Below are 26,313 nucleotides of genomic sequence, written 5' to 3'. Positions count from 1 at the left end.
GCACCCGACGACGGGTGCGCCGGCCCGCGCCGTTCCCGGCCCCGCCGCCGGCGGGCACCGCCCCGGTCAGCCGTGCGGGACGAGGGCGACCGGGCACCGGACGTGGTGGATCGCGGCGTGCGCGACCGGGCCGAGGTGGGCGCCGAGGAGGGTGCGGCGGACGCGGCGGCCGACGACGAGCAGCCGGGCTCCGGCCGCCGCGTCCACCAGGGCGACGGAGGCGCTTCCCTGGATCAGGTCGGCGGTCACCGCCACCTCGGGGTGGCGCTCCCGCCAGGGGGTCACCTGCTCGGCGAACCGGGCCCGGTCGACGGAGGCGAGTTCGCCCAGCCCGCCGACGGCCTCGAGTGCCGTGTACTGGCTGGAGACCGGCGGCGACCAGACGTGCACCACCCGCAGCGGCGCCCGGCGCCGGGCGGCCGCGTCGAAGGCGAAGGCCAGCACGTCGTCCATCGGATGGGCGAGGTCCAGGCCCACCAGCACCGGGCCCTCCGACTCCTCCGCCTCGGCCCGGACCAGCACCACCGGGCAGCCCGCCCGGCGCAGCACCTCCTGGCTCACCGAGCCGACCAGGAAGCCGCGCACCGCGCCCAGCCCGCGCGAGCCCAGGACGAGCAGGGCGGCCGACGTGCCGACGGCCTCCAGCGCCTCGGCCGGGTCGGTCGGGACGATCGCCGAGGTGACCGGCCCGTCGCCGGCCAGCGGGCGCAGCTCCCGCGCCCGCAGCTCCAGCCGGTCCAGGGCGTCGCGGTACGTCTCCTCGCTGCCGACCACGTCCCGGTGCGGCCAGGGCCAGGCCTCCAGGAGGTCCAGCGGGCAGCCGCGGCGCCGCGCCTCCCGGGCGGCCCACTCGGTGGCGGCGAGGCTCTCGGGCGAGCCGTCGAATCCGGCGACGACGGGTGCGGTCATGGTCTGCTCCTCATCCGCGCAGCGTGTCCAGGGCGGCGTTCAGCCGCCGCGCCGCCTCGTCCGCGACCTCGCCCAGCCCGCCCCCGGACCCGGCCAGGGCGACCATCGTCTGCGGGTCGACGGCCTCCACCACCGTGGCGTCGCCGTCCGTCCGGACCACCACGTTGCAGGGCAGCAGCAGCCCGATCCGGCGGTCGGCCTGGAGCGCGCGGTGGGCGAGGGCGGGGTTGCAGGCGCCGAGGATCAGGTAGTCCTCGACCTCCGCGCCGATCTTCTCGCGCAGCGTCGTCCGGACGTCGATGGTGGTCAGGACGCCGAAGCCCTGCTCCTTGAGCGCGGCGGTGACCGCCTCCACCGCCTGTGCGAACGGCCGGTCGAGCCGTACGCCGAGACCGTAGTCCATGGTTCCTCCGGGGGTGTCGGGTGGCCTGGGAGGTCGCGGCCCCAGTATCGGCGGGCGCCGCGCCCGCCGCCTCCCGGGGCCGAGCCGCGGCGGTGCCGGTGGTGACGCACGGCGAGGACCGCCGTGCGGTGGCGGCGCGGGTCGGCAGGACCGCCGGGCCCGCGCACGGTCCGTCAGGCGGACGCCGCCGAGGCCCTCCGGCTGTCACGGGGGCCGGCGGGGGGCCGCTGCCTCATGCACCCGGGACAACGGGTGGAGCAGACTTCAGGGATATGCGGGAGCCCGACGACGAAGGGGCGGACTCATGGCTGCGGAGAGCGTGCGAAGAGCCTGGTGGCGGCCTCGGTCCGGTCCTGCGGAGCGACAACTGGCCGCGGCCGGGCTGTGCGCGCTCGTCTGCGTGGTGGCCGGCGGGCTGTGGGTCGGGTACGTGCTGAGCCACCTCGGCGCGCCCGGGGTCTCGGTGCCCACCCACGACCTGGCGGTGCTCGGGTACGGCCTCGCCGCCGTCGCCGGTGGAGTACTGCTGCACGCCCACCGGCCGGGGAGCCAGCTCGGCTGGGTGCTGCTCGTGTACGGGGCGGCGACGATCCTCCCGGTCGCGGCCGAGGCCCCGATCTGGGTCGAGGGGGGCGACCCGCGCATGGTCGGGGCGGTGGTGGTGCTGTCCTCGCTGTGCGACACCGTCAGCGGAGCCCTGTGGCACGCGCTGCCGCTGTGGCTGCCGTTCGGGACGCTGCCGAGCAGGCGGTGGTGGTTCGCGATCGGCGCCGTGGCGCTGTGGCGGCTGCCCCCGGCGAGCTACTACGTCTCCGAGCCGACCGTGTTCGGCCGGCCCAACCCGTTCGCGGGCAGCGGCCTCGCGCACCTGCTGCAGGGCTTCAACGACCGGATGCTCGACACCCAGCTCGTCGTGTACGTCGCGCTGACCGTCCTGGTGGTGCTCGTCCCGCTCGCGCGGATCCGCGGGGCGTCCCGGCGGCGCCGGCAGAACGTCCTGATCGGCCTCGGGGTGTACCTGCTGTGGGGCGGGGCCGAACTCGGCTACTACTTCGACCAGGGCACGGCCGCGTACACCGCGTTCGCGGTCACCTCGGCGCTGTGGACGCTCACCCTGGCCGCCGTGGTGGTCCGGGACGGGTCCTGGCGGCTCGACCGGGCCGCCCGGCGGGTGCTGACCGGCCTGCTGGTGGCCGCCGGGCTGGCCGTGGCCTTCGTGGTGGTGGCCTGCCTGCTCTCCACCATGCTGATGCCCGGGACCGGTCTCGGGGCGCTGGTGGTGGTCGCCGCGGTCTTCCTGCTCGCGACCGGCCTGCCCCGGGGCGTGCGCTGGGCCTCCGGCGTCGTCGACCGCTGGTACTACGGCTCGCGCGCCCAGCCGTACCAGGTGTTGCGCAGCCTCGCCGGGAGGGTCAGCCAGACCGTCGACCCGCAGGAGGTGCCGGCCGTGCTGTGCCGCACCGTCAGTGAGGAACTGCTGCTCCCCGGCGTGGAGTTGACCGTCTCCACGCGGAGCGGCGAACGGTCGCTGGCGGCCGTCGGGGAGCTCACCGGCGGCGGCGAGGGCTTCCCGCTGGTGCACCGCGGGGAGCGGATCGGACGGCTCGCCGTCGCCCCGCGCCCGGGGCAGCGGGCGCTCGACGACAGCGACCGTGACATCCTGCGCTCGCTCGCCGACCAGGCCGCGCCCGCCGTCGCCTCGCTCCAGCTGATGGCGGACCTGCGGGCCAGCCGCGAGCGGATCGTCGCCGCCCGCGAGGAGGAGCGGCGCCAGCTGCGCCGGGACATCCACGACGGCCTCGGCCCGCTGCTGGCCGGGCTGCGGCTGCGCCTCCAGGCCGCCGCCGCGGTGGACGACCCGGCGCTCTTCTCCGGCGTGCTGGACCGGGTCGCGGACGACCTCGCCACGGCGGTCCGGGAGGTCCGGCGGATCACCGACCGGCTCGGGCCCACGGCGCTGGGCGACTACGGCCTGTCCAGTGCGCTCGGCCGGCTCGCCGAGACCTTCAGCGGCCCGGACCTCGCCGTCGCCACCCGGCTGGAGCCCGACCCGCTGCCGGCGCTGCCCGCCGCCGTCGAGGTCGCGGTCTACCGGATCACCGCGGAGGCGCTCAACAACGTGGTGCGCCACGCCCGGGCGAGCAGCGCCACGGTGTCCGTGCGGGTGGACGCCGGGCACCTGGAACTCGAGGTCGAGGACGACGGGCGGGGCCCGGACCACGGGCTCCCGGTGCACCCGGGGGTGGGGCTGCAGTCGATGTCGGAGCGGGCCGCGGAGATCGGCGGCAGCTGCACCGTGGACGCCCTGCGGCGCGGCACCCGGGTGCACGCGGTGCTCCCGCGCAGGCCCGCGAGCGGCTGAGGGGCTGGTCCTTCCCGGCCCGGGGCCAACGAAGAGGCCCCCGGCGCGACGGGTGACGGCCGGGGGCGGGATCGGTGCTTCCGAGGAAGGGGAGGACGAGGGGGTCAGTGGCAGTTGGGGGGAGTGCAGCCGTGGGGGTGGCTGCCGGGGGAAGAGCTGCTGCCGGGGCCGGGACGGTGGCTCCGTCCCGTCTCCGAGGCGCTCTCGCCGCCCCGGACCGGGCACTTGCACGCCCGGAGGGCGGCGGCGATGCTCACCGCGGCGAAGACCGCGGCGACGCCGGCGGCCATCAGCGCGGTGTTGGCCGTTCTGTCGGTCATGGGGTCCTCCACGGGGTTCCGCAGGCGGTCCGCTTCAACCCGCACCCCCATGCCACCGCCCGTCCCGCCCCAGCCGCATGAGGCCACGGTCCTGTCCCGGTCCCGACGTGCGGGAACTCCATCGGATCGAACGCATGATCGAAATTCTGTTATGCGGCGTCGGCGGGAACGGGTTCGTTCACTAACATCGACAGTGGCCCCCCGCGATGTCCGTGATATACGAAATGCTTCACCGTGCGCGCGGCCGACCAGGGATTTCCTGGAGATCCGCGGGCGAATGCGGGGAGCGACGGGGATCGAGGAAAGGCGATTGAAGAAGGTGCGCAACCATGACCGCTGAGACGGATACCGGACACGGACCGGTGACGGGCGCCCCGCTGCGGCGGCGCGGCGAGGCGCTGGAGAGCGCCATCTACGAGGCGGTCCTCCAACAGCTCACCACCGACGGCTACGCCCGGCTCACCATGGAGGGGGTGGCCGCCGCCGCCCAGACCGGCAAGGCCGCGCTCTACCGCCGCTGGTCCTCCAAGGAGGAGCTGGTCATGGACGCGCTGCGGGCCAGCCTGCCGCCCTCCGGCCCGGCCCCCGACACCGGCAGCCTGCGCGGGGACCTGCTGGAGGTGGTGACCCGGCTGCGGGCGGCGATGGTCAGCGAGCTGGGCGCCGCGGTGCGGGCCATCATGAACGAGCTCGACCACCAGCGGGCGCACGCCTTCGTGGAGATCGTGCTGGAGCGGGTGGTCGAGCCGACGACGGCGCTGCTCGCCGAGGTGCTGGACCGCGGCACCACGCGCGGCGAGGTCCGCCCCGGGGCGGTCACCCCGCTGGTCACCGACCTGGTGCCGGCGCTGATGCTGTACCGGATCAAGATGTGCGGCGGGGAGGCGACGCAGCTCGATCCGGCGGAGATCGTGGACGAGCTGCTGCTGCCGATCGTCCGCCCCTGACGGGGGTGCTCCCGGGTACGCCGGGAAATCCGCGCGCCGCCGGCGGAATCCCACGGGCGTGTTCCTGTGTTCCGGACGGAATTCCCGTGGGATTCGGCGGCGGCGGTGGCGGTCCGCGCCAGGCCCGGGCTCAGGCGCCCGGGCCCGCCGCGGCTCAGGCCCCGCTGTGGCGGAGCATGGACTCGCGCTCGACGACCTTGACCCGCTCGCGCTGCTCGGCCTCGCCGAGCGCGCGCTCGTGGGCGTCCAGCAGCTTCCAGCCGTCCCAGGTGGTGAAGCGGACGCCCTGCGCGCGCAGGTGCTCCTCGACGGCCGCCGGCTCCGGCTCGACGGCGCCGGGCAGGCGGTCGGCCGCGTGGTCGTCCAGCAGGCAGGCGACGGTCTCGTTGGCGTCGCCCTTGGTGTGGCCGATCAGGCCGACCGGGCCGCGCTTGATCCAGCCGGTGACGTACGTGGCGGTGCGGTGCGAGCCGTCGCCGTCCAGGACCCGTCCGGCCTGGTGCGGGACGGTGCCCGAGGCCGGGTCGAAGGGCAGCTTGGGCAGCTCGTCGGAGTAGTAGCCGACCGCGCGGTAGACCGACTGGACGTCCCAGTCGGTGAAGGCGCCGGTGCCGCGCACGTTGCCGGTGCCGTCCAGCTCGGTGCGCTCGGTGCGCAGGCCGACCACCTTGCCGTCCTCGCCGAGCACCTCGACCGGGGACTCGAAGAAGTGCAGGTACACCCGGTGCGGGCGGTCGCCGACGTCGCGGATCGCCCAGTTCTCCAGCGTCGAGGCGACCAGGTCGACGTGCTTGACCGCGCGGCGCTCGGCGATCGAGCCGTCGTCGTACTCGATGTCCTCGGGGGCGACGATCACCTCGATGGTGGGGGAGTGGTCCAGCTCACGCAGTTCCATCGGGCTGAACTTGGCCTGGGCGGGGCCGCGGCGGCCGAAGACGTGCACCTCGACGGCCCGGTTGCGCCGCAGGCCCTCGTAGACGTTCGGCGGGATCTCGGTGGGCAGCAACTCGTCGGCGGTCTTGGCGAGGACCCGGGCGACGTCCAGGGCGACGTTGCCGACGCCGAGCACGGCGACCTTCTCGGCCTCCAGCGGCCAGGTCCGGGGCACGTCCGGGTGGCCGTCGTACCAGGAGACGAAGTCGGCCGCGCCGTAGGAGCCGTCGAGGTGGATGCCGGGTATGTCCAGGGCGCGGTCGGCCATCGCGCCGGTGGAGAAGACCACGGCGTCGTAGAAGCGGTGCAGGTCGTCCAGGGCGAGGTCGTTCGGGTAGTCGACGTTGCCGAACAGCCGGACCTGGGGCTTGTCGAGCACCTGGTGCAGGGCGGTGACGATGCCCTTGATGCGCGGGTGGTCGGGGGCGACCCCGTAGCGGATCAGACCGAACGGGGCGGGCATCCGCTCGAACAGGTCGATGGAGACACCGGGGTCCTGGGCGGCGTCGGACTTCAGCAGGGCATCCGCGGCGTAGATGCCGGCGGGGCCGGCTCCGACGATCGCGACTCGGATCGGGCGGGGCATGACGAGTGGTCCTCCGGTCGGGCGCGATGCAAACGTGGTCTGAACCTTTGTAGCAAACCCTACGGATGACCTGGGAAGTAGGTGGTGATGATCTATGAGGTCATAGGGCTGGCCTATGGCCTCGGCGCGGGTCCGACCGGGGCTCCGACGGCGTCCCGGCGGTGTCCCGGCGGCTTCGGTGGGGCTCTACCGGCGGCCCGTGCGGGCCGGTAGCGTCGCCGGGTGACCACCACCACCGCCTCCGCGGCGGGTTCCGGCCGCGCCCGGCCGCCGCTGGTGACGTGGGCGCTGCTGGTGCGCCTCGTCTCCCTCTTCGGCTGCACCACCGGGTTCAACCTGCTGCTCTCCGCCGTCCCGCTGTACGCCCAGGAGTCCGGCGGCGGCGAGCACGCGGCGGGTCTGGCCACCGGCGCGCTGATGTTCGCCACCGTGGTCGGCGAGCTGGCCACCCCGTCGCTGACCGCGAGGTTCGGCCACCGCTGGGTGCTGGCGGCCGGGCTGGTGCTGCTGGGCGCGCCCACCCTGGCGCTCGCCTGGACCGGCGGCATGGCGGCCGTGGTCGCGGTCTGCCTGCTGCGCGGGCTCGGCTTCGCCGTCGCGCTGGTCGCGGGCGGGGCGCTGACCGCCGCGCTGATCCCGGCCGAACGGCGCGGCGAGGGGCTCGCCCTGGTCGGGCTGGTCTCCGGGCTGACCGCCCTGGCCGGTCAGCCACTCGGTGTCTGGCTGGCCCAACACGTCGGCTGGGGCTGGGTGTTCGCGATCGGCGCGGCGGCGCCGCTGGCCGCCGTCGTCTCCGTCCCGGCGCTGCCGGACCGCACCCGGGCCGACGGGCCGACGGTGGGCCTGCGGGAGGGGCTGCGCAGCGGCGCGCTGCTGCGCCCGGCCGTGGTGTTCGGCGCGACGGCGCTGGCGGCCGGGATCCTGGTCACCTTCCTGCCGCTGGCCGTGCCGTCCGCCGCCGCCGTCGCGGCGGCGCTGCTGGTCCAGCCCGCGGCCGCGACGGCGACCCGCTGGCTGGCCGGGCGGTACGGGGACCGGCGGGGCGCGTCCGGGCTGGTGCTGCCCGCCCTGCTGGTCTGCGCCGGCGGGGTGCTGCTGCTGGCCTCGACGGGCAGCCCGGTCGCCGTGGTGGCCGGGGCCACGGTGTTCGGCGCGGGCTTCGGCGTCGCGCAGAACGCGACGCTGACGCTGATGTACGCCCGGGTGCCGCCCGCCGGGTACGGCACCGTGACGGCGCTGTGGAACGTCGCCTTCGACGGGGGCATGGGCGTCGGCGCTGTCGCCTTCGGCGCGGTCGCGGGCGCGACGGGCTACCCGTGGGCGTTCGTGCTCACCGCGGCGGTGATGCTCGCCGCGCTCGCCCCGGCCTGGCGCGACCGGAGGACCAAGGGGTAGCCGGTTCCGGACCTCACTCCCGCGGGGCCGGACGGGCCGGTGCGCTCAGACCGCTTCCCAGGGGATCACGGCCCAGGCGGCGGCGAGGGCTTCGGCCAGGGCGCCCCCGTCGGCGGGGAAGGAGGTGCCGTCGATGGCGGCCAGCGGTTGGCAGGGGCAGATCGAGTTGGTCGCCGCGGCGGCGCCCAGGCCCGGCAGGTCGGCGGCGGTCAGGGGCCGGACCTCCCAGGGCAGCCCGAGCCGGGTCAGACCGCGCCGCAGCAGCTGCATCGTGATGCCGGGCAGCACCTCCGCCTCCGGCCAGACGACCTGCCGGCCGTCCCAGAAGGCGACGTTCCAGATCGAGCCCTCGCTCAGGCGCCCGTCCCGCCCGACGAACAGGACGTCGTCGAAGCCCGCGGCCCGGGCCTGGAGAGGCTGGTAGCTCAGGCCCATCGTCGCGAGGTGCTTGACGTGGGGCAGTTCGCGTTCGTACGTCACCGTGCGGACGCGCGGCGCGGGTTGGGGCGCGTCGGGGACGGGGTCGGTGACGGCCACCATGACGTCGGGCGAGGCGGGGTCGCCGAGCCGCGCGGTGACGGTCACCCGGACCGACGCGTCACGGTCCGCGCCGAGCGCCCGCCCGATCAGCCCCCGGATCGTTCCGCCGTCGCACGCGATCCCCTCGCCGAACAGCGCGCGCGACGCCGTCTCCAGCCGCTCCAGGTGCAGGTCCAGGCCGCGGACCGCCCCGTCGCGCACCTGCATCGAGGTGAAGTGCCCGAAGTTCCGCGTCGCCACCCGGTACACGCTCTCCGCGTCCGCCCGGCGGCCGTTGATCTCTATGGTCAGCACTCGCGCCATGCTTCCACAGCGGGGCCCGTCCGGCCCCGGGTTTCCGCTCCGGGGGAACCGGCGGCCCGGGGGCGCGGACCGACACGCACGGGGCCGGGCCGTTGCTCGACTTGCCGGGGGCCGGGCGCTTGGATGGATCCGCCCTGGTCAACGCCCGGACGCGGCCAGACGGCCCCCGGCCAGCCGAGGAGTCACCACCGTGAACGACACCCCCGACCCCGACCCCGCCGCCGTCGCCCGTCGGATCGCCGAACGGCGCGAGCAGCTGGGCCTCAGCGAGGAGGCCCTGGCCAACCGGGCCGCGATGGCCCCCCGCTACCTGCGGTGCCTGCTGGAGGCCGGGCCCGGCTTCGACCCGGCGGGCTTCGTCCGGATCGCCGCCGCCCTCGACACCACCCCGGGCGAGCTGCGGTCCGGCCGTGCCGACGCCGCGCCCGGCCAGGGCGGCCCCGGCCCGCGCCCCCGGCTGCTCGACCTCACCGAGCCGGAGTGCTGGCAGCTGGTCGGCGGCCACGGCATCGGCCGGATCGCCCTGCCGGTCGAGCCGGGGCCGGTGGTGCTGCCGGTCAACTACGTGGTGGACCAGGGCTCCTTCGCCTACCGCACCGGCGAGCACGACGCCGCCGCCCCGGTGGAGGGGGCCGCGGTCTCCTTCCAGGTCGACCACATCGACGAGTACCTCGGGCGCGGCTGGAGCGTGCTCGCCCTCGGCCCGGCGCACTACGTGGACGACCCCGCCGAGCTCGACCGGCTGGCCGGGCTGCCCGGCGCGGCCCCCTGGGCGGGCGGGGCGCGGCCGCGCTGGGTGCGGATCCGCCCGGAGGAGGTCAGCGGCCGGCGGCTGGTCACGGGGTGAGGCGGGGCGGGACCGGGCGCCGGTACGGGTCGGTGGCGAGCGTCCGTACGGGTCGGGAGCGAAGGCCGGTACGGCCCGTGGACGGGCGGCCCCGATGACTGGTAAGCAGGCCGGAGACGGCCGGTCCGTCCGGGCCGCCGTCCGGGACGTACCACCAGGAGAGCAGGGGCGATGCGCAGAGTTCTGATCGTCGGCGCAGGGCAGGCCGGACTCCAACTGGCCCTGGGGCTACAGGCGCACGGCTACGACGTGACCGTGCTGACCGACCGCGGCCCGGAGGAGGTGCGCGGCGGTCGGGTGATGTCCAGCCAGTGCATGTTCGACTCCGCGCTGCGCACCGAGCGGGCCCTCGGCCTGGACCTGTGGGCCGACCGGGCGCCCCGGATCGAGGGCCTCGGGGTGTCGGTCGCCGGGCCGGAGGCGGAGCGGGCGGTCGACTGGGTCGGGCGGCTGGACGCCTACGCGCAGTCCGTCGACCAGCGGCTGAAGATGTCCACCTGGCTGGAGCTGTTCGCGGAGCGCGGCGGCCGGGTGGAGCTGCGCCAGGTGACCGCGGCCGACCTGCAGAACCTGGCCGGCTCGTACGACCTGGTGCTGGTCGCCTCCGGAAAGGGCGCGCTGGCCTCGCTGTTCGAGCGCGACCACGAGCGCTCCCCGTACGAGCGGCCGCAGCGCGCGCTGGCGGCCAGCTATGTGCACGGGCTCGGTCCGCGCCCCGAGCACGACTACCCGGCGGTGCGCTGCAACCTGGTGCCGGGCGTCGGCGAGCTCTTCCTGGTGCCGGCGCTGACCGAGGCCGGCCCGTGCGACGCCATGGTCTGGGAGGCGATTCCCGGCGGCCCGGCGGACGCCTTCGACGGGATCCGCGATCCCGCCGAACACCTGCGGGTGACACTGGAGTTGATGAAGGCCTTCACACCTTGGGAGTACGACCGCACCCGCGCCGGCGTCGAACTCACCGACGCCGGAGCGACGCTGGCCGGGCGCTTCGCCCCGGGGGTGCGCCGTCCGATCGGCGAACTGCCCGGCGGTGGCACGGTGCTGGGCGTCGCGGACGTGGTCGTCCTCAACGACCCGATCGCGGGCCAGGGCTCCAACAACGCCGCCAAGTGCGCCGCCGGCTACCTGGCGGCGATCCTCGCCCACGGCGACAGGCCCTTCGACCGGGCCTTCCAGCAGGCGGCCTTCGACGGGTTCTGGCGAACCGCCGCCCCCTCCACCACCTGGAGCAACGAGCTGCTCGCCCCGCCGCCCCCGCACGTCCTCCGGATCCTCGGGGCGGGGGGTTCGCTGCCCGCCGTGGCCCACCGGTTCGCCAACGCCTTCGACGACCCGGCGGACCTGGAGGAGTGGTACTTCGACCCGGCCAGGGCGGAGGCCTACCTGGCCTCGGTCGCGGCGGAGGACTGAAAGGTCAAGTTCTTCCCAAGTTCCGTACAAGCAAACGCCCTTCGTGGTGGGTTCTTCTCGCCCCCACCCGAGGGGCGCCTCCGGCCCGGTACCACGGGCCGGGCGGGCGAAGCGGACACCAGGAGGAGAGCCAGTGGCGGTCGACGGGGGCAACATGGCCCAGACAGTGATCGATACGGCGTACAACGAGCGCAAACGGCTGCACACCGGGCGCAGCCGGACCGTCGCCGTGGTCCTGTTCGGCCTGCTGATCGCACTCGGCTTCTTCCTGGCCCTGGTGGTCGGCAAGGCGGACCCGGACACCCCGCCGACCTGCGACGGCAAGACCATGACCCGGCACAGCGAGTGCCGGATATGGTCCAGCCGCGGCGGCGGGGGCACCTACTCGTACGACGAGATGATCGACCGTCGGGAGTCCGGGAACGGCGTGTGGCGGGTGGTCGGCTTCGGCGGCGCGGGCGTGGCCGCCGTGCTGATGGTCGTCTCGATCGCCAAGCTCAACCCGAACCGCCCGTGGGGCCAGCCGGTCGGTGCCGCCTGCCCGCGCTGCCGGGAGCTCAACCTGCGCGAGAAGCACACCGTGCACAGCGTCACCCGGGGCCGTACCACCCACCGCTACAGCGGCATCGTCACCCTCTGCACCCCGGCCTGCGGATTCTCCGCGATCCGCCAGCGCTGACCGGCGCCCCTGGGCCCCGCGGTCCGGCGCCGCGGGGGCCGCGGTCCGGGACCGCACGGCCCCGGGAGCCCGAATAGGTCCTCCCGCTCCCACCGGCTACGCTCGACCCCCGTCGAACAAACGATGGGGTGGACCGAGTGGGCAGGTGGGAGCGGGCGCTGGACGCGGCCGGGGTGCGGGAGGCCGGGCTGCGGGCCGACTACGGCCGGCAGCGGGAGCAGGTCGCCCGGTACAAGCGGGAGGTCGCGCTCGCCGCCGACCTGCTGCTGCCCGCCCGGACGGTCCCACACGTGATCGCCGCCGCCGCCTTCATGCACCGCACCGACACCCTGCTCGACAGCGGCCCGCTCGCCGAACGCCGGGCGGCTTCCGCCCGCTGGCAGCGGCTGGTCACCGACAGCCTCGCCGCGGGCCGCACCGACGACCCCGAGCTGCGCGCGCTGCTGAACAGCGTCGCCGCCCACCCCGTGCTGCGGGACCGGGTGCTGGACTTCCTCGCCGCGACCGGGGCCGACCTGGACTTCACCGGGTTCGCCACCGAGGAGGACCACCAGGCCTACATCGACGGGTACTCGCTGCCCGGCTTCATGGTGGTCGCCGCCCTGCTCGGTCCGGACGGGGACCAGGGCGACTACCGCGCCGCCTGCCGCACCTTCATCGACGGCAGCCAGCGGCTCGACTTCGTCAACGACCTCGCCGAGGACCTCGCCGAGGGCCGGCTGACCATCCCCGAGCAGACCCTCCGGGAGCACGGCGTCACCCGCGCCGACCTGGAACAGGCCCGCGACCTGCCCGCCGTACGGGCCCTGCTCGCCGCCCTGCTGGACCGGGCCGACCGCAGCCTCGCCGAGGGCCGGGCCGTGATCGACCGGGTGCCGCCCGCCCACCGCCCGATGGTCCGCTGCATCGTCGGCGTGGAGGAGCTCACCAGCGCCGCCGCCCGCGCCGACCTCGGCGCCCTGCTGCGCCGTTCGGCGGGCCCGGCGAAGCCCGCCGCGCTGCGCCTGCTGGCCCGCGAGTACCTCCGGGCCCGGCGCCTGCGCGGCTGACCGGCTCGTGTCGTCCCGGTGGGCGCGGGCGGGAGCCGGCGTCCACAAACGGAACCTCCCTTTGTCGTAGTCGATCCGGCGGGTCCGTCAGCTCCCTGTCCCGGGTCGGGTGGCCTGGCTAGCATGAGCCCGCTCAGCACGCAGGACCCAACCACCTGAATGATTGGGAGGACCCCCATGAGTGCCCTGCTGACCGACATCCGCGACGCCGGCCCGCTGGAGATCGACGAGGACGCCATCGTCTTCGAGGACGAGTTCGACGCCGACCTCGCGCCCGCCGCCTGCCTGGGCGAGCCGTGGGTGACCTACGTCCCGACCCGCTTCCCCTGTGAGTTCAACGCCTGATCCACCCGGATCCGAACGAACGGCGGACCACGGCGGACCGGGGGAGGACGGAACCATGAGCGCACCGCCCGACCCCGGCTCCGCCGAGGCCGCGCACGAGGACGCACTGCGGGCACAACTGGGCAGCAGGGCCGAGCAGTTGGCCGCCCGCGCGCCCGGCCCGCACCGCCCGCTGCGCACCGACGGCCAGTGGTGGTACCTCCGGGACCCTCGGATGCCGGAGCTCGCCCACGGCTGGAAGCTGCACCTCTCCGCCCGCCCGGACGGCTTCGAAGCGTTGCTGGACACGGCGCTCCCGATCCTGCTCGGCCGGGTCTGCGACGTGAAGTTCGCGGTGAGCACGGCCGCGCTGTGGGAGCTCAACAGCGGCCGGCACGGCGCCGCCGCCGTGGGCAAGGCCGTCACGGTCTACCCCCGGCCCGAGGAAGTCCGCGCCCTGGGACTGGAGTTGGCACAGGCGCTGGCCGGCCGGGAGGGCCCCGCCGTGGTCAGCGACCGCCGGGTGCGGCCGGACGCCCCGGTGCACTACCGCTACGGTCCGTTCCGGGTCACCGACGACGAGGCCCAGGCCGGCATGGCCGGCCCGGACGGCGCGCTGTTCCCCGGCCTCGCCGAGGCCCGCTACCGCCGACCGCCCTGGGCGAGCGACCCGTTCGAGGCGCCCGGCGCCCCCGCCCGCCCGGCGACCACCCGGGTCGGCGACGGCCGCTACCGGATCACCGCCGGCATCACCCGCGCGCCGAGCGGCCACGTCTACCGCGCGGTCCACCTCGCCACCGGGCGCGAGGTGGTGGTCAAGCAGGCCCGGGCCTTCGTCGCCGAGGACGGCGCGGGCACCGACGCGCGCGGCCGGCTGCGGCACGAGCGCCGGGTGCTCGACGCGCTGGCCGGGGTCCCCGGAGTGCCCGCGCTGGTCGACTACTTCCGGCACGGCACCGACGAGTACCTGGTCAGCACCGCCTGCGGGCGGACCGACCTGCGCCGCGAGGTGCTCACCGCCGGCCCGTACGGCGCCGAGGCGGGTGGCGTGGCCTCTGCGGGTGGCGCGGATTCTGCGGACGGCGCGGGCGGGCGGGACTGGTGGACGCTGGCGCGCGCGTTGCTGCGGGTGCTGGACGCGGTGCACGCGCGCGGCGTGGTGGTCTGCGACCTCAAGCCCGCGAACGTCGTGCTCGACCGGGACGGCCGGCCCGCGCTGGTCGACTTCGGTGTGAGCGCCCTGGACGGCGACCGCCCGCCGGGCGCCACCGCCGGGTACGGCCTGCCCGGCGCCACCGGAGAGGACCCCACCGAGGACCACTACGCGCTGGGCGCCACCCTGCACCACGCCCTCACCGGCCTCGACCCGGTGGTGATCGACCCCGACCCGGCGACCAACCGCGACCGCACCCTGGCCTGCCTGCGCGCCGCCCTCCCGGAGCCCGGGCACCCGGCCGCGGAACTCGTCGAGGGCCTGCTGAGCCTCGACCCGGCGAGGCGTGCGGCCACGGCGGCCCGGCTGCGGGAGGGGACGGTGCCGACCCGGCGGGCCCGCCACGCCCGGTGGAACGCGGAGACCCGGCGGAGCGTCCTGGACGGCGCGCTCGACCACACCGTCACCACCTGCGTCCGGATGGCCCGCGAGCTGCTCGCCGCCGACCCGGGCGCCGAGCGGCCCCGGACCCTGCTCTCGCTGTACGACGGCGCCGCCGGCCTCGGCCTCGAACTCCTCCAGCACCCGGACCGCCCGGACGCCCGCTCCGCCGCCGCCGACCTGGCCGCCTGGACGGCCGCCCACCCGGCCCTCGACCACCTGGACGGCTCGCTCCACCAGGGCCGTACGGGCGTCGACCTGTTCCTCGCCGAGGCGGCCGCCGCGCTGGGCACCCAGCCCCCGGCGCCCCGCCGGTACGAGGGCACGGGCGTCGACCAGATCGCGGGGACGGCCGGGATCGGCACCGGGCACCTGCTGCTCGCCGGGCTCGTCGGGCTCGGCCCGGAGACGGGAGCGCACCGGGCGGCGGCGGCCGACTGCGCCGCCGAACTGGTCGGCCGTCCGCTGGACGACCTCGGGGAGGAGCCCAACCCCGGCACCGCCGCCCTCGCGGAGGGCTTCGCGCACGGCCGCGCGGGCGTCGCCCACTTCCTGCTCGCGATGCCCGACGAGGCGTCCCGGCGCACCGCCCGGGAGATCGTGGACGGCCTCGCGGCCGACCTCCCCGGCATCATCGCCGCCGCCCGCGCACCCGGGGCGACCCGCCGCTACCTCTCCTGGTGCCGGGGGCTGGCCGGGCTCGGCACCCTGCTGGTCCAGGCCGGCCGGCAGTACGGCGACGACGCGCTGACGGCGCTGGCCGCCGACGCCGCCGACACCTGCCGGACGCTCGCCCCGAGGACCGCGCAGGTCTTCCGCTGCTGCGGCCTCGCGGGCGTCGGGGACCTCTGCGTCGACCTCGCGGTGGCCACCGGCGAGGCCCGGCACTGGGCCGCCGCCCAGGAGGTGGCGGAGCTGGTCCTCACGCGGGCGGGCGGCACGCCGAACCGGCCGCTGCTGCCCGGCCGCCGACCGGACACGGAGGCCCGGGCCTGGGCGGTCGGCACCCCCGGCGTCACCACCTTCCTGCGCCGCCTGGCCCGGCGGGGCGGCCCGGTCCCGGGGCTGCTGCCGCTGCACTGAGCGGCCCCGGGGGCGCGAGTCCGAAGGCAGGCCCACGTCCCGCCCCCGGCCGGGCTTCCGCATGCCGTTGAACGAGCGCCGCTCGACGCGGGATCCAGGACCGGTCGAGAAGCCCCGCAGGACGTCCTGGGCCGGGTTGCGTACGAGCACGCCCCGACCACGGGTGTCGATCGCGCCGTGGGCCGTTGATCCCACCCGTGTCGTCGCACGGCCGGTCCTCCCCGGCGAGCCCCGCCGACGAGTCCGCGGACCGGAAACAGGACGGACGGACGCCGCGCGGAGCCGGCGCCGGTCGCGCCCGGGCCGGGCCGCGGTCGGGGGCCCGTGGGGGGCCGCTGGAGTGCCGCTTGAGCCGGACCGGTCTTGAGCCGACGGGGTACGGGCTCCCGGCCAAGGTGCCGATCGGCCGTACCGCCGGGCGCCGCCGGGTGCCTAGATTCGTTCTCGGGCGGCGCGAAGCCCGGGTCCGAGCGGCCCGAGTGCGGCGCACCCACGGGGGACCCGGCACATTCCGCAGCACCCGCTCGCAGGCACACCTTTCCGGTCCGACCGGCCCGCCTGCCCATCCGAGGGAGTTCGCCATGTCCGACACCACCACGTCCCGTACCGCTGCCACCGAGGGCCTCGACCTTCAGGACCTCGACCTCAGCGAGCTGACCGTCACCTCGCTGCGCGACACCGTCGCGCTGCCGGAGAACGGCGCGTCCTGGGGCTCCTGCTCCTGCCAGGGCTCGTCCTCCTGCGCGCAGCCGCAGCTGCCGGACGTGCCGACCGCCTGACGTCCTAGGGTCCGGTTGTACGCCGGGCCTGCCGGCCAGGCCTTCCGGGGCCGGAGCCAGCGCACCAGGACGGAACCCGGCGCGTCCACCCGGACGCGTCGGGTTCGTCCCGCGTACCCAGGCCCGTCCCGGTCGCCGCAGCCGACCAGTCCCACGAGACGCGCCGCCAGGCCCCGTCGGAGGGAACCGCCATGCCCAACCGAACCGCCCTGCCCCGGGACGCCCGCGTGCCCTCGCCCTCGCCCGTGAACGCACCCGCACCGGCCCCGGCCGCGTACACCGCGCGCCACGCCCTGGTGCGCTCCACCGTCCTCGCCCGGCCCGCCCAGTCCGCCGACTCGGCGGGCGCCCGGGCGCTGCTGGGCGGCCTCACCGCCGCCGAGGCCGCGGCCGAAGCCCTGCGGTCGGCCCTCTGCGACGACCTGTACGCCAGCCGGGCCGGGCACGACGAGGAGTTCCACCGCCGCGTCGTGCTGCCGCTCCGCCGCGACCTGCACAACGGGCGCCCGCCGCGGGCGGCGCTGCTCGACCGGCTCGGCGACCTGCCGCGCCGCGTCCCCCGACTCGCCGAGTGGCTGGAGCTGCGACGGCTGCGGGCCCGGCTGCTGGCCGCGCTCGCCGATGCCGTCCCGCCCGCCCTGGCCGCCGAACGGGCCTCCCTCGCGGGCATCTGCCGGGAGCCGGCCTTCACCCGGGCCGTCGCCCTCAGCAGCGCCGACCTGCTGCGCGCGGTGGCCCACACGGCGGGCGCGACCGGGGAGCCGCGCGGCCGGGCCCGGAAGGAGGAGGCGGCCGTCCTGCGGCACGCCCTGCGGGCGACCGCCAAGACCAGCCCGCTCTCCTGGTTCACCGCCGTCGGCTGGACGTCCGACGTGACGGCGGAGGACGCGGAGGCGGAGGAAACGGCGGACGGCCCGCGCGCGGTCGTCCGGGAGAACCGGGCGCTGGTCGCCGCGCTCGTCCAGGCCCTGCTCGACGACCCCCGCCGCAGCCGTACGCTGCCGCACCGGATGACCAGCGCCGCCCGGGTCGCCGACGGCCGCGCCCGCTACGCCCGCGCTGAGGTGGTGTTCGCGGGCGGGCGCTACCTCGTCACCCGGGAGGAGGAGGTCGAGCTCGCGGCCCGGCCCGAACTGGCCCTGCTCGCCTCGCTCGCGGCCACCCCGGACCGGCCGGACCGGCTCGCCGCCCGGCTCGCCGAGGCCCTCGGCCGCCCCGGCGACGACCCGGCCGCGCACCGCTTCGTGGGCCGGCTCCTGACGGCCCGGCTGCTGGTGCCCGCCGAGCCGGTCGACCCGCAGGACCGGCGGCCGCTCCGCAGCCTGGCCGACTGGCTGCGGCAGTGGCCGGAGGACGCCGCACTGGCCGAACGGCTCGACCAACTCGACCTGGCAACAGGCTCGTTGGTGGCGACCCCGGGCGAGCACCGCCCCGCCCTGCTGGCCTCCCTCGCCGACCACTGGCGGCGACTGCTGGCCGACGCCGGACGGCCGGTGCCGGACAAGGCCGCGCCGCTCAGCGTCCTCAGCGAGGACGTCCACACGCCGGCCGCGCCGTGCCCCCGACTGAGCGCGGCCGACCGTACGGTGCTCGCCGAACTCACCGCGCTCGCCGAGCTGTTCGACCACGGCCACCTGATGCGCCGAGCCGCCCGGGACCGCTTCGTCGCCCGCTACGGCGTCGGCGGGGTGTGCGACGCGCCCTGGGACTTCGGCGCCGACGCGGCGGACGCCTGGGCGGATACCGGCCTGCCGGACGAACTGGCCCTGCTGCGGCAGGAGTTCGCCCACCTCCCGGAGCTGGACGGCGAACTCGTGCTCCCCGCCGAGCGGGTCCGCGCCCTGGCCGCCCGGCTGCCCCACTGGACCGCGGCCCGGCCGCTCAGTTACTCCTGGTTCCTCCAACGCGACCCCGTGGACGGCCTGGTGTGCGTCAACCACGTCTACGGCGGCTGGGGGCGCTTCACCAGCCGGTTCCTCGACGGCCTGCCCCCGCGGGCCGCCGCCGAGGTCGCCCGGCAGCTCCGCTCCGGGCTCGGCGCCGGCGCCCGCGCCGCCCAGGTCCGGCCGGTCGGCGGCTTCAACGCCAACCTCCACCCCCGGCTGCTCGCCGACGAGATCGGCCCCGACCGGCGGTGGACCGGCCTCGCCGAGGCCGACCTCGACCTCGTCCACGACCCGGCCGACGACCAGCTCCGGCTACGGCTGCGCGGCACCGGCGAACTGCTCGACGTCCTCTACCTGGGCTTCCTCGCGCCGGTCATGCTGCCCCGGCGGCTCGGCCCACTGCTTGCCGACCACCCCAACGGGGTCGTCGACTTCCGCCCGCTGCTGCCGCGCACCACCCTCGCCGCGCCCGGCGGCAGCGTGCTGCGCACCCCGCGGCTGCGCCACCGGCACGTCGTCCTCGCCCGCCGCCGCTGGCAGCTACCGGCCGGGGTGCTCGACGCCCTGCGGGCCGAACTCGCCGCCGACCAGGGCCCCGACGGGGTCCCGGCCGCGACCGTCGCCCGCTGGCGGGCCCGGCTCGGCCTGCCCGAACAGCTCTTCCTCCACCCCGCACCGGCCACCGCCGACGGCACGGGCACACCCGCCGACGCCTTCGTCGCCCACCTGCGCGCCCCCAAGCCCCAGCCCGTCGACCTCGGCAACCCGCTGCACCTGCGCCACCTCGCCAAGTGGCTCACCCGGCACCCGCACGGCGCGGTACTGGAGGAGGCCCTGCCGGGCATCGCGGGGCAGCGGGAGCCGACCCGGGCCGTGGAACTCGTGGTGGAGACCTACCGGCCCGGCCGGGACAGCGTGGCGGGGGCCGCTGCCCGCGACTCCGTCCGGACCGCCCGAGCCGTCCGGACCGCTCGTACCGCCATCGCCGAGGAGGCGCCCGATGAGTGACCCGGCCGACGGTCAGGGGGCCGTGACCGCCTGGGACGTGGTCCTGTACCACTACCGGCCCGACAAGGCCCGCGCGCTGCGCGAAGCCGTCCTGCCGCTGGCCCGGCGGGCGGCGGCCGAGGGGCTGGCCGCCCACGTCGAGCGGCACTGGCGGTTCGGTCCGCACCTGCGGCTGCGGCTGCGCGGCCCCGAGGCGCGGGTGTCCGGGGCGGCGCGGCGGTCCGCCGAGGCGCTGCGGGCGTGGGCGGCCGCCCACCCCTCCGTCGCCGACCGCTCGGACGAGCAACTGCTCGCCGAGGCCGCCGCCGCCGGACGGGCCGAGCTGGTCGCGCCGCCGTACGGGCCGCTGGTGCCGGACAACACCGTCGCCGCGGCGCCCGTCGACCGGTCCGCCGAACACGCCCTGCGGTCCCTGATCGGCGCCGAATCCGCCGAGCTGCGCGAGGAGTTGCTACGGACCGGCCTGCCCGCCCTGGATTCGGCCTGCCGCTTCCTCGGCGCGCACGGCGACACGCCGCAGGCGCGGGTGCAGCTGGTGGTGACGGCGCTCGCCGCGCACGCCACCGCGCACCCGGACGGGCTGGTCGGCGCGCACTACTCGGTGCTCTCGCACCTGGAGGACTTCCTGGTCCACGAGGACCCGGACGGCAGCCTGCGGGCCGGCTTCGAGCGCCGCTGGGAGCGCACCGGCCGGGCGGTCACGGCGCTGGTGGGCCGGATCACCGAAGGCGGGGCGCGCGACTGGGAGCGGGACTGGGCGCACTGGTCGGCGAACGCCTGGAGCCTCGCCGAGCGGCGGCTGGCGGCCGGAGCCGACCTCGGCGGCCGCCACGCCGCGTACCGGGAGCGCGCCGAGGCCCTCGGGGACCGGGCCACCGCCGAACGCTGGAACGCCGAACTGCGCACCCGCTACAGCGAGTTCCACCGGCTGCTGCACCGCAGCGACCCCGATGGCGCGATGTGGCACCGCCCGGACTACCTGATCAACCGGACCGGCACCAACGGCCTGTACCGGCTGCTCGCCATCTGCGACGTCCGCCCGCTGGAGCGCTACCTCGCCGCCCACCTGCTGGTGCGCAGTGTGCCCGAGCTGACCGGGCACCGCTGGCAGGCGCTCCTCGGCGCCCCGGCGGCGGCCGGGGCCGGCCAGGCGGGCACGGACGGGACGCGCACCGACGGGACGTACATGGAGGGGACGCGCATGGACCGGACGCGCTTGGAGGGGGCGGCATGACGGCCGAACCGGAGACCCACCGGCCCCGGCTGCGCCCCGGGGTGGCGGTGACCCCGCTGCGCGAGGGGCTGCACCTGCGCGGCCGCGACACCAGCCTCACCCTGGAGGGCAGCCGGGCGCTCCCGGCGCTGTGGCAGGTGCTCGCCGCCCGGCTCGGGCCGGACGCGGAGGCCGCCGGCGCGGCCGCCGACGCCGCCGTCGAGCCGAAGGTGGCGGCCGCGCTGGCCACCGTCACCGCCCGGCTGCGCGAGCACGGCCTGCTCGTGGACCACCCGGACGGGGAGCGCCTGCCGCCCTGGCCCGGCTCGGTGGCGGACGATCCCGGCGGCGCGGTGGCGGCCCTGGCGGCCGCCCGTCCGGTGGTGGCGGCCGCCGACCCGGACGGCCCGTCGGCCCGCGCGGTGGCGCGCGCCCTCGCCCGGGGCGGGACGGCGGCCCCGGCGGTGGTCGCCGAGCCCGGGCTACCGCCCGGCCGGGTGGTGGCCGCGGCGGACGGTCCGTCGGGCCGTGCGGTGGCGGTCGCGGTGCAGTGCGGCGCGGACGGCGGCTTCGTCACCGAGCCCGCCGATCCGGCCCGGGTCCGGGCGGACGCCACGGCGCTCGCCGCCCGGCTGGGCCCCGCCGCCGCCCCCGCTCCCGGTGCCGCGCCCCCGCCCGTTTTCCTCGCGCTGCTCGCCGCCGCCGGCGCCCAGCGGCTGCTCTGCGCCGTCGCCGGCCTGCCGGACCCGGGCGAGCCGGCCGAGGACCCCCGGCTGCTCGCCGGGCGTCCCGCCGTCCTGATCGCCGAGGCCCGTCCGCCGCGCGCCGACTACCACCCGTGGGCGGCGGGCCCCGGGGCCGTCGCCGCGCCGCCCGGAGACCTTGCCGAGGCGCTGCGCCGGGTGGACGCCCTCGGCGACGCCCGGCTGGGCGTGCTGGACGCGCCGTCCCCGGGCGAGCTCCCGCAGCTGCCCGTGGCCCTGGTCTCCTGCGGCACCCCGTCCGGCCCGCTGGCGGCCGGTGCGGTGCGGACGGACCTCGCCCGGCTGGCCGCCGCCTGCCGGTCCGTCGAACTGCACCTGGCGGCGGTGGGCGGGGGAGCTGTACCGGTGGTCGGCGTCGACCCGTCCCACGCGCTCGGCCGGGCCCTGCGCTGGGCCGTCCTCGGCCGGCCGCTCCGGGGCGACCGCCCGGTGCCGGAGTCCGCCTGGCGGGAGCACCCGCAGGCCGGGCACTGGTACGGAGCCCTGGCCCGCCGGCTCGGTCGCGCACCGGATCTGACGGTGCGTCAACTGGCCTCCGAGCAGGCGTACCTGGCGCAGGCAGAGGGGGCCAGGGCGGTCGAGGCGACCCCCGCCGACGCGGTCGCCCACGCCGCCCTGGCCGCCCTCACCCGCCTGCTGGCCCGGGACGGCGGCCTCGCCGCCGCCCACCACGCCGCCCTCTCCGGCGCCGCCGCCCCGCTCGCCGCCGCCGGGCGCACCCCGGCCGCCTGGGCGGACCCCGGCTGGGCCGACCACTGGCTCGCCGACGTCGCCGACCGGGAACCGGACCTGCACGCCGCCCTGGTCCGGCTCACCGGCCTGCGGACGACCCGCTGGCAGCCCGCCACCCCCGGGGCCCGCCCGTTCGCCGCCGCCCTGGACGGCTGCGGGTTCACCGCCCTCGTCACCGGGGAGGGCCGCCCATGAACGGGCTGCCGGTGCTCACCCCGGCCGAGGCCCTGGCCGCCACCGGCGGCACCGCCGTCGTCCACCTCGCGGAGTGGACCCTCGGCCTGGCCGAGCAGCTCAGCCGCCACGCCCTGGCACACCCCGTATGCCTGGTGCCGGTGCGCGAGGACGGCGCGCTGACGGTGGTCGGGCCGGTCCTCCACCCCGGGGCGCCCGCCTGCCTGAGCTGCACCGAGGTCCAGCGGCTCGCCACCGCCGGCGGCCGGGTGCCCTGGCAGAGCCCGGCCCTGGCGCTCGGCGGCACCGGCACCCCGGCCTTCGCCGAGGCGGTGACCGCCCTCGCCGCCGACCTGGCCGCCGAGAGCACCGATTCCGTCGCCACCGTCCACGTGGTGCACGGCGGCCGGGCCACCTGGTCCACCCACCGGGTCCGCCCGGTCGGCGGCTGCGAGGTCTGCCACCCGCTGCCCGCCGACACCCCCGAGGCCGCCCGACTGCCCGCCACCCCCCGCCCACTGCCCGACCCGGCCGTCCTGCGCGGCCCCAACGACCGTACGGAAGCGAGGCAGTTGAGGGCCGAACTGTACGACGAGCGGTTCGGCCCGGTCCGCCGGCTGTTCCGCACCGAGGACTCGGCCTTCGCCCTCACCACCGCCTGGGTGACGGACGGCCGGGCGCTGGACGACGGCGGCTACGGGCGGGCGGCGGACTTCCGCGCCAGCGAACGCGTCGCGCTGTTCGAGGCGGTGGAGCGGTACGCGGGCATGCGGCCGCTCGGGCGCCGCACCGCCCTGCGGGCCTCGTACGCCGACCTGGTCGCCGAGCGCGGGCCCGGAGCCGTCCTCGACCCGGCCCGGCTCGGCCTGCCCGACGACGCCCCGCCGGGGCACCCCGCCGTGGCCACCGTCCCGTACACCCCCGAGCTGGTACTCGACTGGGTGCACGGCTGGTCGCTCACCCACCGCCGCCCGGTCGCCGTCCCGGAGCACGTCGCCTACTGGGATGTGCCCGGGCGCGACCGCCCCCGGGTGGTCTACGAGTCCTCGAACGGCTGCGGACTCGGCAACAGCCCCCAGGAGGCCGCGCTCTACGGCCTGTTCGAGGTCGCCGAGCGCGACGCCTTCCTGATGGCCTGGTACGCCCGCACCCCGCTGCCCGGCGTCGCCGTCCCCACCGAGGACTCGCGGATCGCGGAACTCGCCGACCGCGCCCGGCTGTTCGGCTACCGTCTCACCCTGCTCGACGCCACCAACGACCTCGGCATCCCCGCCGTGCTCGCCCTCTGCCGCCACCGCGGCGACCACCCCGACGCCCCGCGCACCTTCCTGGCCGCCGGAGCCCACCACGACCCGCTGGCGGCGATCCGCTCCGCCGTCGCCGAGGTGGTCACCAACGTCCAGGAGGCGCCGCACCGCGCCACCGCCCCGGGCGGGCCGCGCGACCCGCTGCGGCTGCGGCCGATGCTGGACCGCCCCGACCTGGTCGTCACCCTGGACGACCACGTCGGCCTCAACGCCCTGCCCGAGGCGCAGCCCCGCCTCGACTTCCTCTTCGCCGGCCCGCCCCCGGTGCCCTGGACCGAGCGGTGGCCCGGCGCCCCCGCACCGGTCGGCGACCTCACCGCGCTGCTGGAGCGGACCGTCGCCCGGCTGGCGGGGGAGGGCCTGGAGGTCCTGGCGGTCACCCAGGACGAACCCGGCGTCCGCGACCGGCTGGGCCTGCACTGCGCCAAGGTCGTCGTCCCCGGCACCCTGCCGATGACCTTCGGCCACGCCAACCGCCGCACCCGGGGCCTGCCCCGCCTCCTGGAGGTCCCGTACCGCCTCGGCCGCACCCCGGCGCCCCTGCGGCACGACGAACTCCCGCTCCACCCGCACCCGTTCCCGTAGCCGCCCGTTCCCGTAGCCGCCCGGAAGGACCGCGATGACCACCCAAGCGCCGCCAGCCGCCCGCTGGCACAGCCTGCACCTCGCGCTGCCGCTGACCGCCCCCGAGGCCGACGCCTTCCTCACCGAGGACCTCGCCCCGCTGATGGCCGGGCTCGCTGGCACCGACTGGTTCTTCATCCGCTACGGCGAGGGCGGCCCCCACCTGCGCATCCGCCTCCGCGGCCCGGGCCCGGCGCCCGCCCACCTGACCGATCTCGCCATCGAGCTCACCCGCCGCGCCGCCCGCCGCACCCCGCCCGACGGCCCTTTCGCGGGCGGACACGGCGAGGTCACGGAGGTCCCGTACCAGCCCGAGACCGAGCGCTACGGCGGCGCGGCCCTGCTGCCGATCGCCGAGGAGGTGTTCACCCACTCCACCCGCACCGCCCTCGCCGCCCTGGACGCCCTCCGCGAGGCCCCCGGGGACCGGCTGCCGCTCGCCCTCGACCTCGCCCACACCACCGCCCACGCCCTGGGCCTCGACGAACTCGCCGCCTCCCGCTGGCTGCGCCGCCACGCCGCCTCCTGGCGCTGGGTCACCGAGTTCCAGCCGCTGCCCGGGGCCGCCGTGCACGTCCGGGTCAACACCGTGTTCGCCCGGCAGCGCACCGCGCTGGCCCACCGCGCCCGGGCCCTGCGCACGGCGCTGGACGCCGGTACGGCCGCACCCTGGCTCGCCGATTGGGCGGCGCGGGTCGCCGAGGCCGCCGCCCGGATGCGGGCGGCCGTCCCCATCGATGCCGTACCCGCCGACGCCGAGGAGCGCCTCTCCTGGGTCTGGGCCTCCCAGCTGCACATGCTGTTCAACCGGCTCGGCGTCGGCCCCGACGAGGAGCGGGCGGTCTGCCGCCTCGCCGCCCGCACCCTGCTGGAGACCGGGCAGCCGTTCACCTTCTTCCCCGCCGACCACCACGCCCCGGACCACCAGTACCTGGAACGCAGCAAGTTCCAGATCGGCCGCCCCGAGGACACCGCCCTGCGCGACCTGCCGCACCACCCGGCTCCGCACCCCCGCCCCGGCGACCTCCCGCTGCCCGCCGACCCGCTGCCGCCCGTCACCCTCGCCGACGCCCTGCGCACCCGCCACTCCACCCGCGGCCCGCTCACCGGCCCGCTCACCGCCGGCGCCCTCGGCGGCCTGCTCTGGTCCGCCTACGCCGCCAACCCCGACACCGGCCACCGCCCGTACCCCAGCGCGGGCGCCCTGCACACCGTACGGCTGCGCCTGCTCGCCCTCGCGGTGGACGGTCTGCCCGCCGGCACCTACCAGTGCCTCCCCGAGCACCGCAGCCTGCGCCCGATCGGCCCGGCCCCCGCCCTCGACGACCTCAAGGCCCTCTCCTCCTACCTCTCCCGCCCGGCCGACGACCCGGACGCCATCGGCATCGACCAGGCCCCCGCCGTCCTCGCCGTCCACCTCGACCTCGCCCACCTCCGCCGCCGCTACGGCCTGCGCGCCCTGCGCCTCGGCCTCCTCGAAGCCGGCCACCTGACCCAGAACCTCCTCCTGACCGCCGCCGCCTTCGGCCTCGGCACCACCCCCCTCGGCGGCCTCCAGGACGACCTGGCCCACGAAATCCTCGGCCTCGACGACCTCGGCGAACCCGTCCAGTACCTCCTCCCCCTGGGTCGGCCAGGGATCGCCCGGACGATCAAGTAGGCCGGTGGAGCGGCCGGTTCACGGCGTCGCGAGCGTGCCCGGAGCCGGTTGCCGACCGCCGAAGAAGACCTGGACCTCCCGGATCAGCCCGTCCCGGACCGTGATCGCCTCGACGTTGCGGTAGCGGCCCCCCGTGGTCAGCTCGTACTCGTAGTAGGCGAAGACGAGTTCCTCGTCGGCGGGCGTCACCCGCAGCAGCCGCTGCTCCGTGAACCGGTGGGCGGTGGGGAAGCAGCGCTCGAAGAACGCGGCCTTGTCGAAGCGGTCGTCCTGGGGGCTGGTGAAGGTGAAGTCCTCGGCGTACAGCGGCAGGGCCGCCTCGCGGTCCTGCGACCGGTAGCAGCGGAACGCCGCCTCGACGACGCTCGCGGGGGTGCCGTTCATGCGATCCATACCTTTCTTCGTGGGATCGTTCTGGTCATTCGTAAGATCAGGGCACCCAGGGATGCCGGGTGTGGCTGTCATGTCATTGCCGCGTCCGT

At 76.8% G+C, this 26,313-nt stretch carries 21 protein-coding genes; 15 read left to right on the top strand and 6 right to left on the bottom strand.

The window, feature by feature from the left end; translation table 11 throughout:
- Positions 1-66: 66 nt before the first annotated feature.
- On the bottom strand, positions 67-909 hold the full coding sequence (locus tag ACFCY1_RS39410) for a universal stress protein (RefSeq protein ID WP_375877643.1): 843 nt from the start codon (positions 907-909) through the stop codon (positions 67-69).
- 10 nt (positions 910-919) lie between these two features.
- Positions 920-1,312 (bottom strand): DUF302 domain-containing protein, encoded by a 393-nt coding sequence (locus ACFCY1_RS39405; RefSeq protein WP_375877642.1) that lies wholly within the window; start codon positions 1,310-1,312, stop codon positions 920-922.
- Between the two features lie 304 nt (positions 1,313-1,616).
- Between ACFCY1_RS39405 and ACFCY1_RS39400 the strand changes: the two genes are divergently transcribed.
- Complete coding sequence (locus ACFCY1_RS39400) at positions 1,617-3,674, top strand: ATP-binding protein (protein WP_375877641.1); 2,058 nt, start codon at positions 1,617-1,619, stop codon at positions 3,672-3,674.
- A 104-nt stretch (positions 3,675-3,778) separates the two neighbouring features.
- Here the strand turns inward: ACFCY1_RS39400 and ACFCY1_RS39395 are convergent, their stop codons facing one another.
- The gene (locus tag ACFCY1_RS39395) at positions 3,779-3,994 is read right to left on the bottom strand and encodes a hypothetical protein (RefSeq protein ID WP_049657541.1); all 216 of its coding nucleotides are present in this window, start codon (positions 3,992-3,994) and stop codon (positions 3,779-3,781) included.
- A 329-nt stretch (positions 3,995-4,323) separates the two neighbouring features.
- On the opposite strand from ACFCY1_RS39395, the gene ACFCY1_RS39390 reads away from it, so the two are divergent.
- Positions 4,324-4,941, top strand: a complete 618-nt coding sequence (locus tag ACFCY1_RS39390; RefSeq protein ID WP_375877640.1) for a TetR-like C-terminal domain-containing protein — start codon at positions 4,324-4,326, stop codon at positions 4,939-4,941.
- Positions 4,942-5,095: 154 nt separating this feature from the next.
- Here the strand turns inward: ACFCY1_RS39390 and ACFCY1_RS39385 are convergent, their stop codons facing one another.
- A complete protein-coding gene (locus ACFCY1_RS39385) occupies positions 5,096-6,460 on the bottom strand; it encodes an FAD-dependent oxidoreductase (protein WP_049657544.1) in 1,365 nt (454 codons plus the stop codon).
- 222 nt (positions 6,461-6,682) lie between these two features.
- Between ACFCY1_RS39385 and ACFCY1_RS39380 the strand changes: the two genes are divergently transcribed.
- On the top strand, positions 6,683-7,855 hold the full coding sequence (locus tag ACFCY1_RS39380; RefSeq protein ID WP_375877639.1) for an MFS transporter: 1,173 nt from the start codon (positions 6,683-6,685) through the stop codon (positions 7,853-7,855).
- A gap of 45 nt (positions 7,856-7,900) precedes the next feature.
- On the opposite strand, the gene ACFCY1_RS39375 is transcribed toward ACFCY1_RS39380, so the two are convergent.
- Entirely contained in the window at positions 7,901-8,689 is a 789-nt protein-coding gene (locus ACFCY1_RS39375; RefSeq protein WP_375877638.1) for an aminotransferase class IV, read from the bottom strand.
- A gap of 199 nt (positions 8,690-8,888) precedes the next feature.
- Here ACFCY1_RS39375 and ACFCY1_RS39370 point away from each other — a divergent pair, with 199 nt between their 5' ends.
- The 12 genes from ACFCY1_RS39370 to ACFCY1_RS39315 all read left to right on the top strand — a co-directional run bounded on the left by ACFCY1_RS39370 (position 8,889) and on the right by ACFCY1_RS39315 (position 25,831).
- The gene (locus ACFCY1_RS39370) at positions 8,889-9,545 is read left to right on the top strand and encodes a helix-turn-helix domain-containing protein (protein WP_375877637.1); all 657 of its coding nucleotides are present in this window, start codon (positions 8,889-8,891) and stop codon (positions 9,543-9,545) included.
- 171 nt (positions 9,546-9,716) lie between these two features.
- Positions 9,717-10,955 carry a styrene monooxygenase/indole monooxygenase family protein gene (locus ACFCY1_RS39365; RefSeq protein ID WP_375877636.1) on the top strand — a complete coding sequence of 413 codons (1,239 nt, stop codon included), beginning with the start codon at positions 9,717-9,719 and terminating at the stop codon, positions 10,953-10,955.
- Between the two features lie 154 nt (positions 10,956-11,109).
- Positions 11,110-11,634, top strand: a complete 525-nt coding sequence (locus tag ACFCY1_RS39360; protein WP_375877635.1) for a hypothetical protein — start codon at positions 11,110-11,112, stop codon at positions 11,632-11,634.
- 137 nt (positions 11,635-11,771) lie between these two features.
- Positions 11,772-12,683 carry a squalene/phytoene synthase family protein gene (locus tag ACFCY1_RS39355; protein ID WP_375877634.1) on the top strand — a complete coding sequence of 304 codons (912 nt, stop codon included), beginning with the start codon at positions 11,772-11,774 and terminating at the stop codon, positions 12,681-12,683.
- Positions 12,684-12,860: 177 nt separating this feature from the next.
- The gene (locus tag ACFCY1_RS39350; protein ID WP_198959379.1) at positions 12,861-13,028 is read left to right on the top strand and encodes an SflA family class IV lanthipeptide; all 168 of its coding nucleotides are present in this window, start codon (positions 12,861-12,863) and stop codon (positions 13,026-13,028) included.
- Between the two features lie 55 nt (positions 13,029-13,083).
- On the top strand, positions 13,084-15,684 hold the full coding sequence (gene lanL, locus ACFCY1_RS39345; protein ID WP_375877633.1) for a class IV lanthionine synthetase LanL: 2,601 nt from the start codon (positions 13,084-13,086) through the stop codon (positions 15,682-15,684).
- A gap of 581 nt (positions 15,685-16,265) precedes the next feature.
- On the top strand, positions 16,266-16,463 hold the full coding sequence (locus ACFCY1_RS39340) for a thiazolylpeptide-type bacteriocin (protein WP_049656540.1): 198 nt from the start codon (positions 16,266-16,268) through the stop codon (positions 16,461-16,463).
- A 191-nt stretch (positions 16,464-16,654) separates the two neighbouring features.
- Complete coding sequence (locus ACFCY1_RS39335; protein ID WP_375877632.1) at positions 16,655-19,357, top strand: lantibiotic dehydratase; 2,703 nt, start codon at positions 16,655-16,657, stop codon at positions 19,355-19,357.
- Positions 19,350-20,591 carry a hypothetical protein gene (locus ACFCY1_RS39330; RefSeq protein WP_375877631.1) on the top strand — a complete coding sequence of 414 codons (1,242 nt, stop codon included), beginning with the start codon at positions 19,350-19,352 and terminating at the stop codon, positions 20,589-20,591. Before ACFCY1_RS39335 ends, ACFCY1_RS39330 begins: the two co-directional genes overlap by 8 nt.
- A complete protein-coding gene (locus ACFCY1_RS39325) occupies positions 20,588-22,261 on the top strand; it encodes a hypothetical protein (protein WP_375877630.1) in 1,674 nt (557 codons plus the stop codon). Before ACFCY1_RS39330 ends, ACFCY1_RS39325 begins: the two co-directional genes overlap by 4 nt.
- Positions 22,258-24,132 carry a TOMM precursor leader peptide-binding protein gene (locus ACFCY1_RS39320; RefSeq protein ID WP_375877629.1) on the top strand — a complete coding sequence of 625 codons (1,875 nt, stop codon included), beginning with the start codon at positions 22,258-22,260 and terminating at the stop codon, positions 24,130-24,132. The genes ACFCY1_RS39325 and ACFCY1_RS39320 overlap by 4 nt, the downstream gene beginning before the upstream one ends.
- A 34-nt stretch (positions 24,133-24,166) precedes the next feature.
- Positions 24,167-25,831, top strand: coding sequence for a thiopeptide-type bacteriocin biosynthesis protein (locus ACFCY1_RS39315; RefSeq protein WP_375877628.1), 1,665 nt, complete (start codon positions 24,167-24,169; stop codon positions 25,829-25,831).
- Positions 25,832-25,849: 18 nt separating this feature from the next.
- Here the strand turns inward: ACFCY1_RS39315 and ACFCY1_RS39310 are convergent, their stop codons facing one another.
- On the bottom strand, positions 25,850-26,215 hold the full coding sequence (locus ACFCY1_RS39310; RefSeq protein ID WP_375877627.1) for a nuclear transport factor 2 family protein: 366 nt from the start codon (positions 26,213-26,215) through the stop codon (positions 25,850-25,852).
- Between the last annotated feature and the right edge of the window lie 98 nt (positions 26,216-26,313).

The sequence above is a fragment of the Kitasatospora sp. NPDC056273 genome (assembly GCF_042268845.1).
In the GTDB taxonomy this organism is placed as follows: domain Bacteria; phylum Actinomycetota; class Actinomycetes; order Streptomycetales; family Streptomycetaceae; genus Kitasatospora.
The sequence above is the reverse complement of the archived record's forward strand: the minus strand, read 5'-3'. Positions and strand labels throughout refer to the sequence as shown.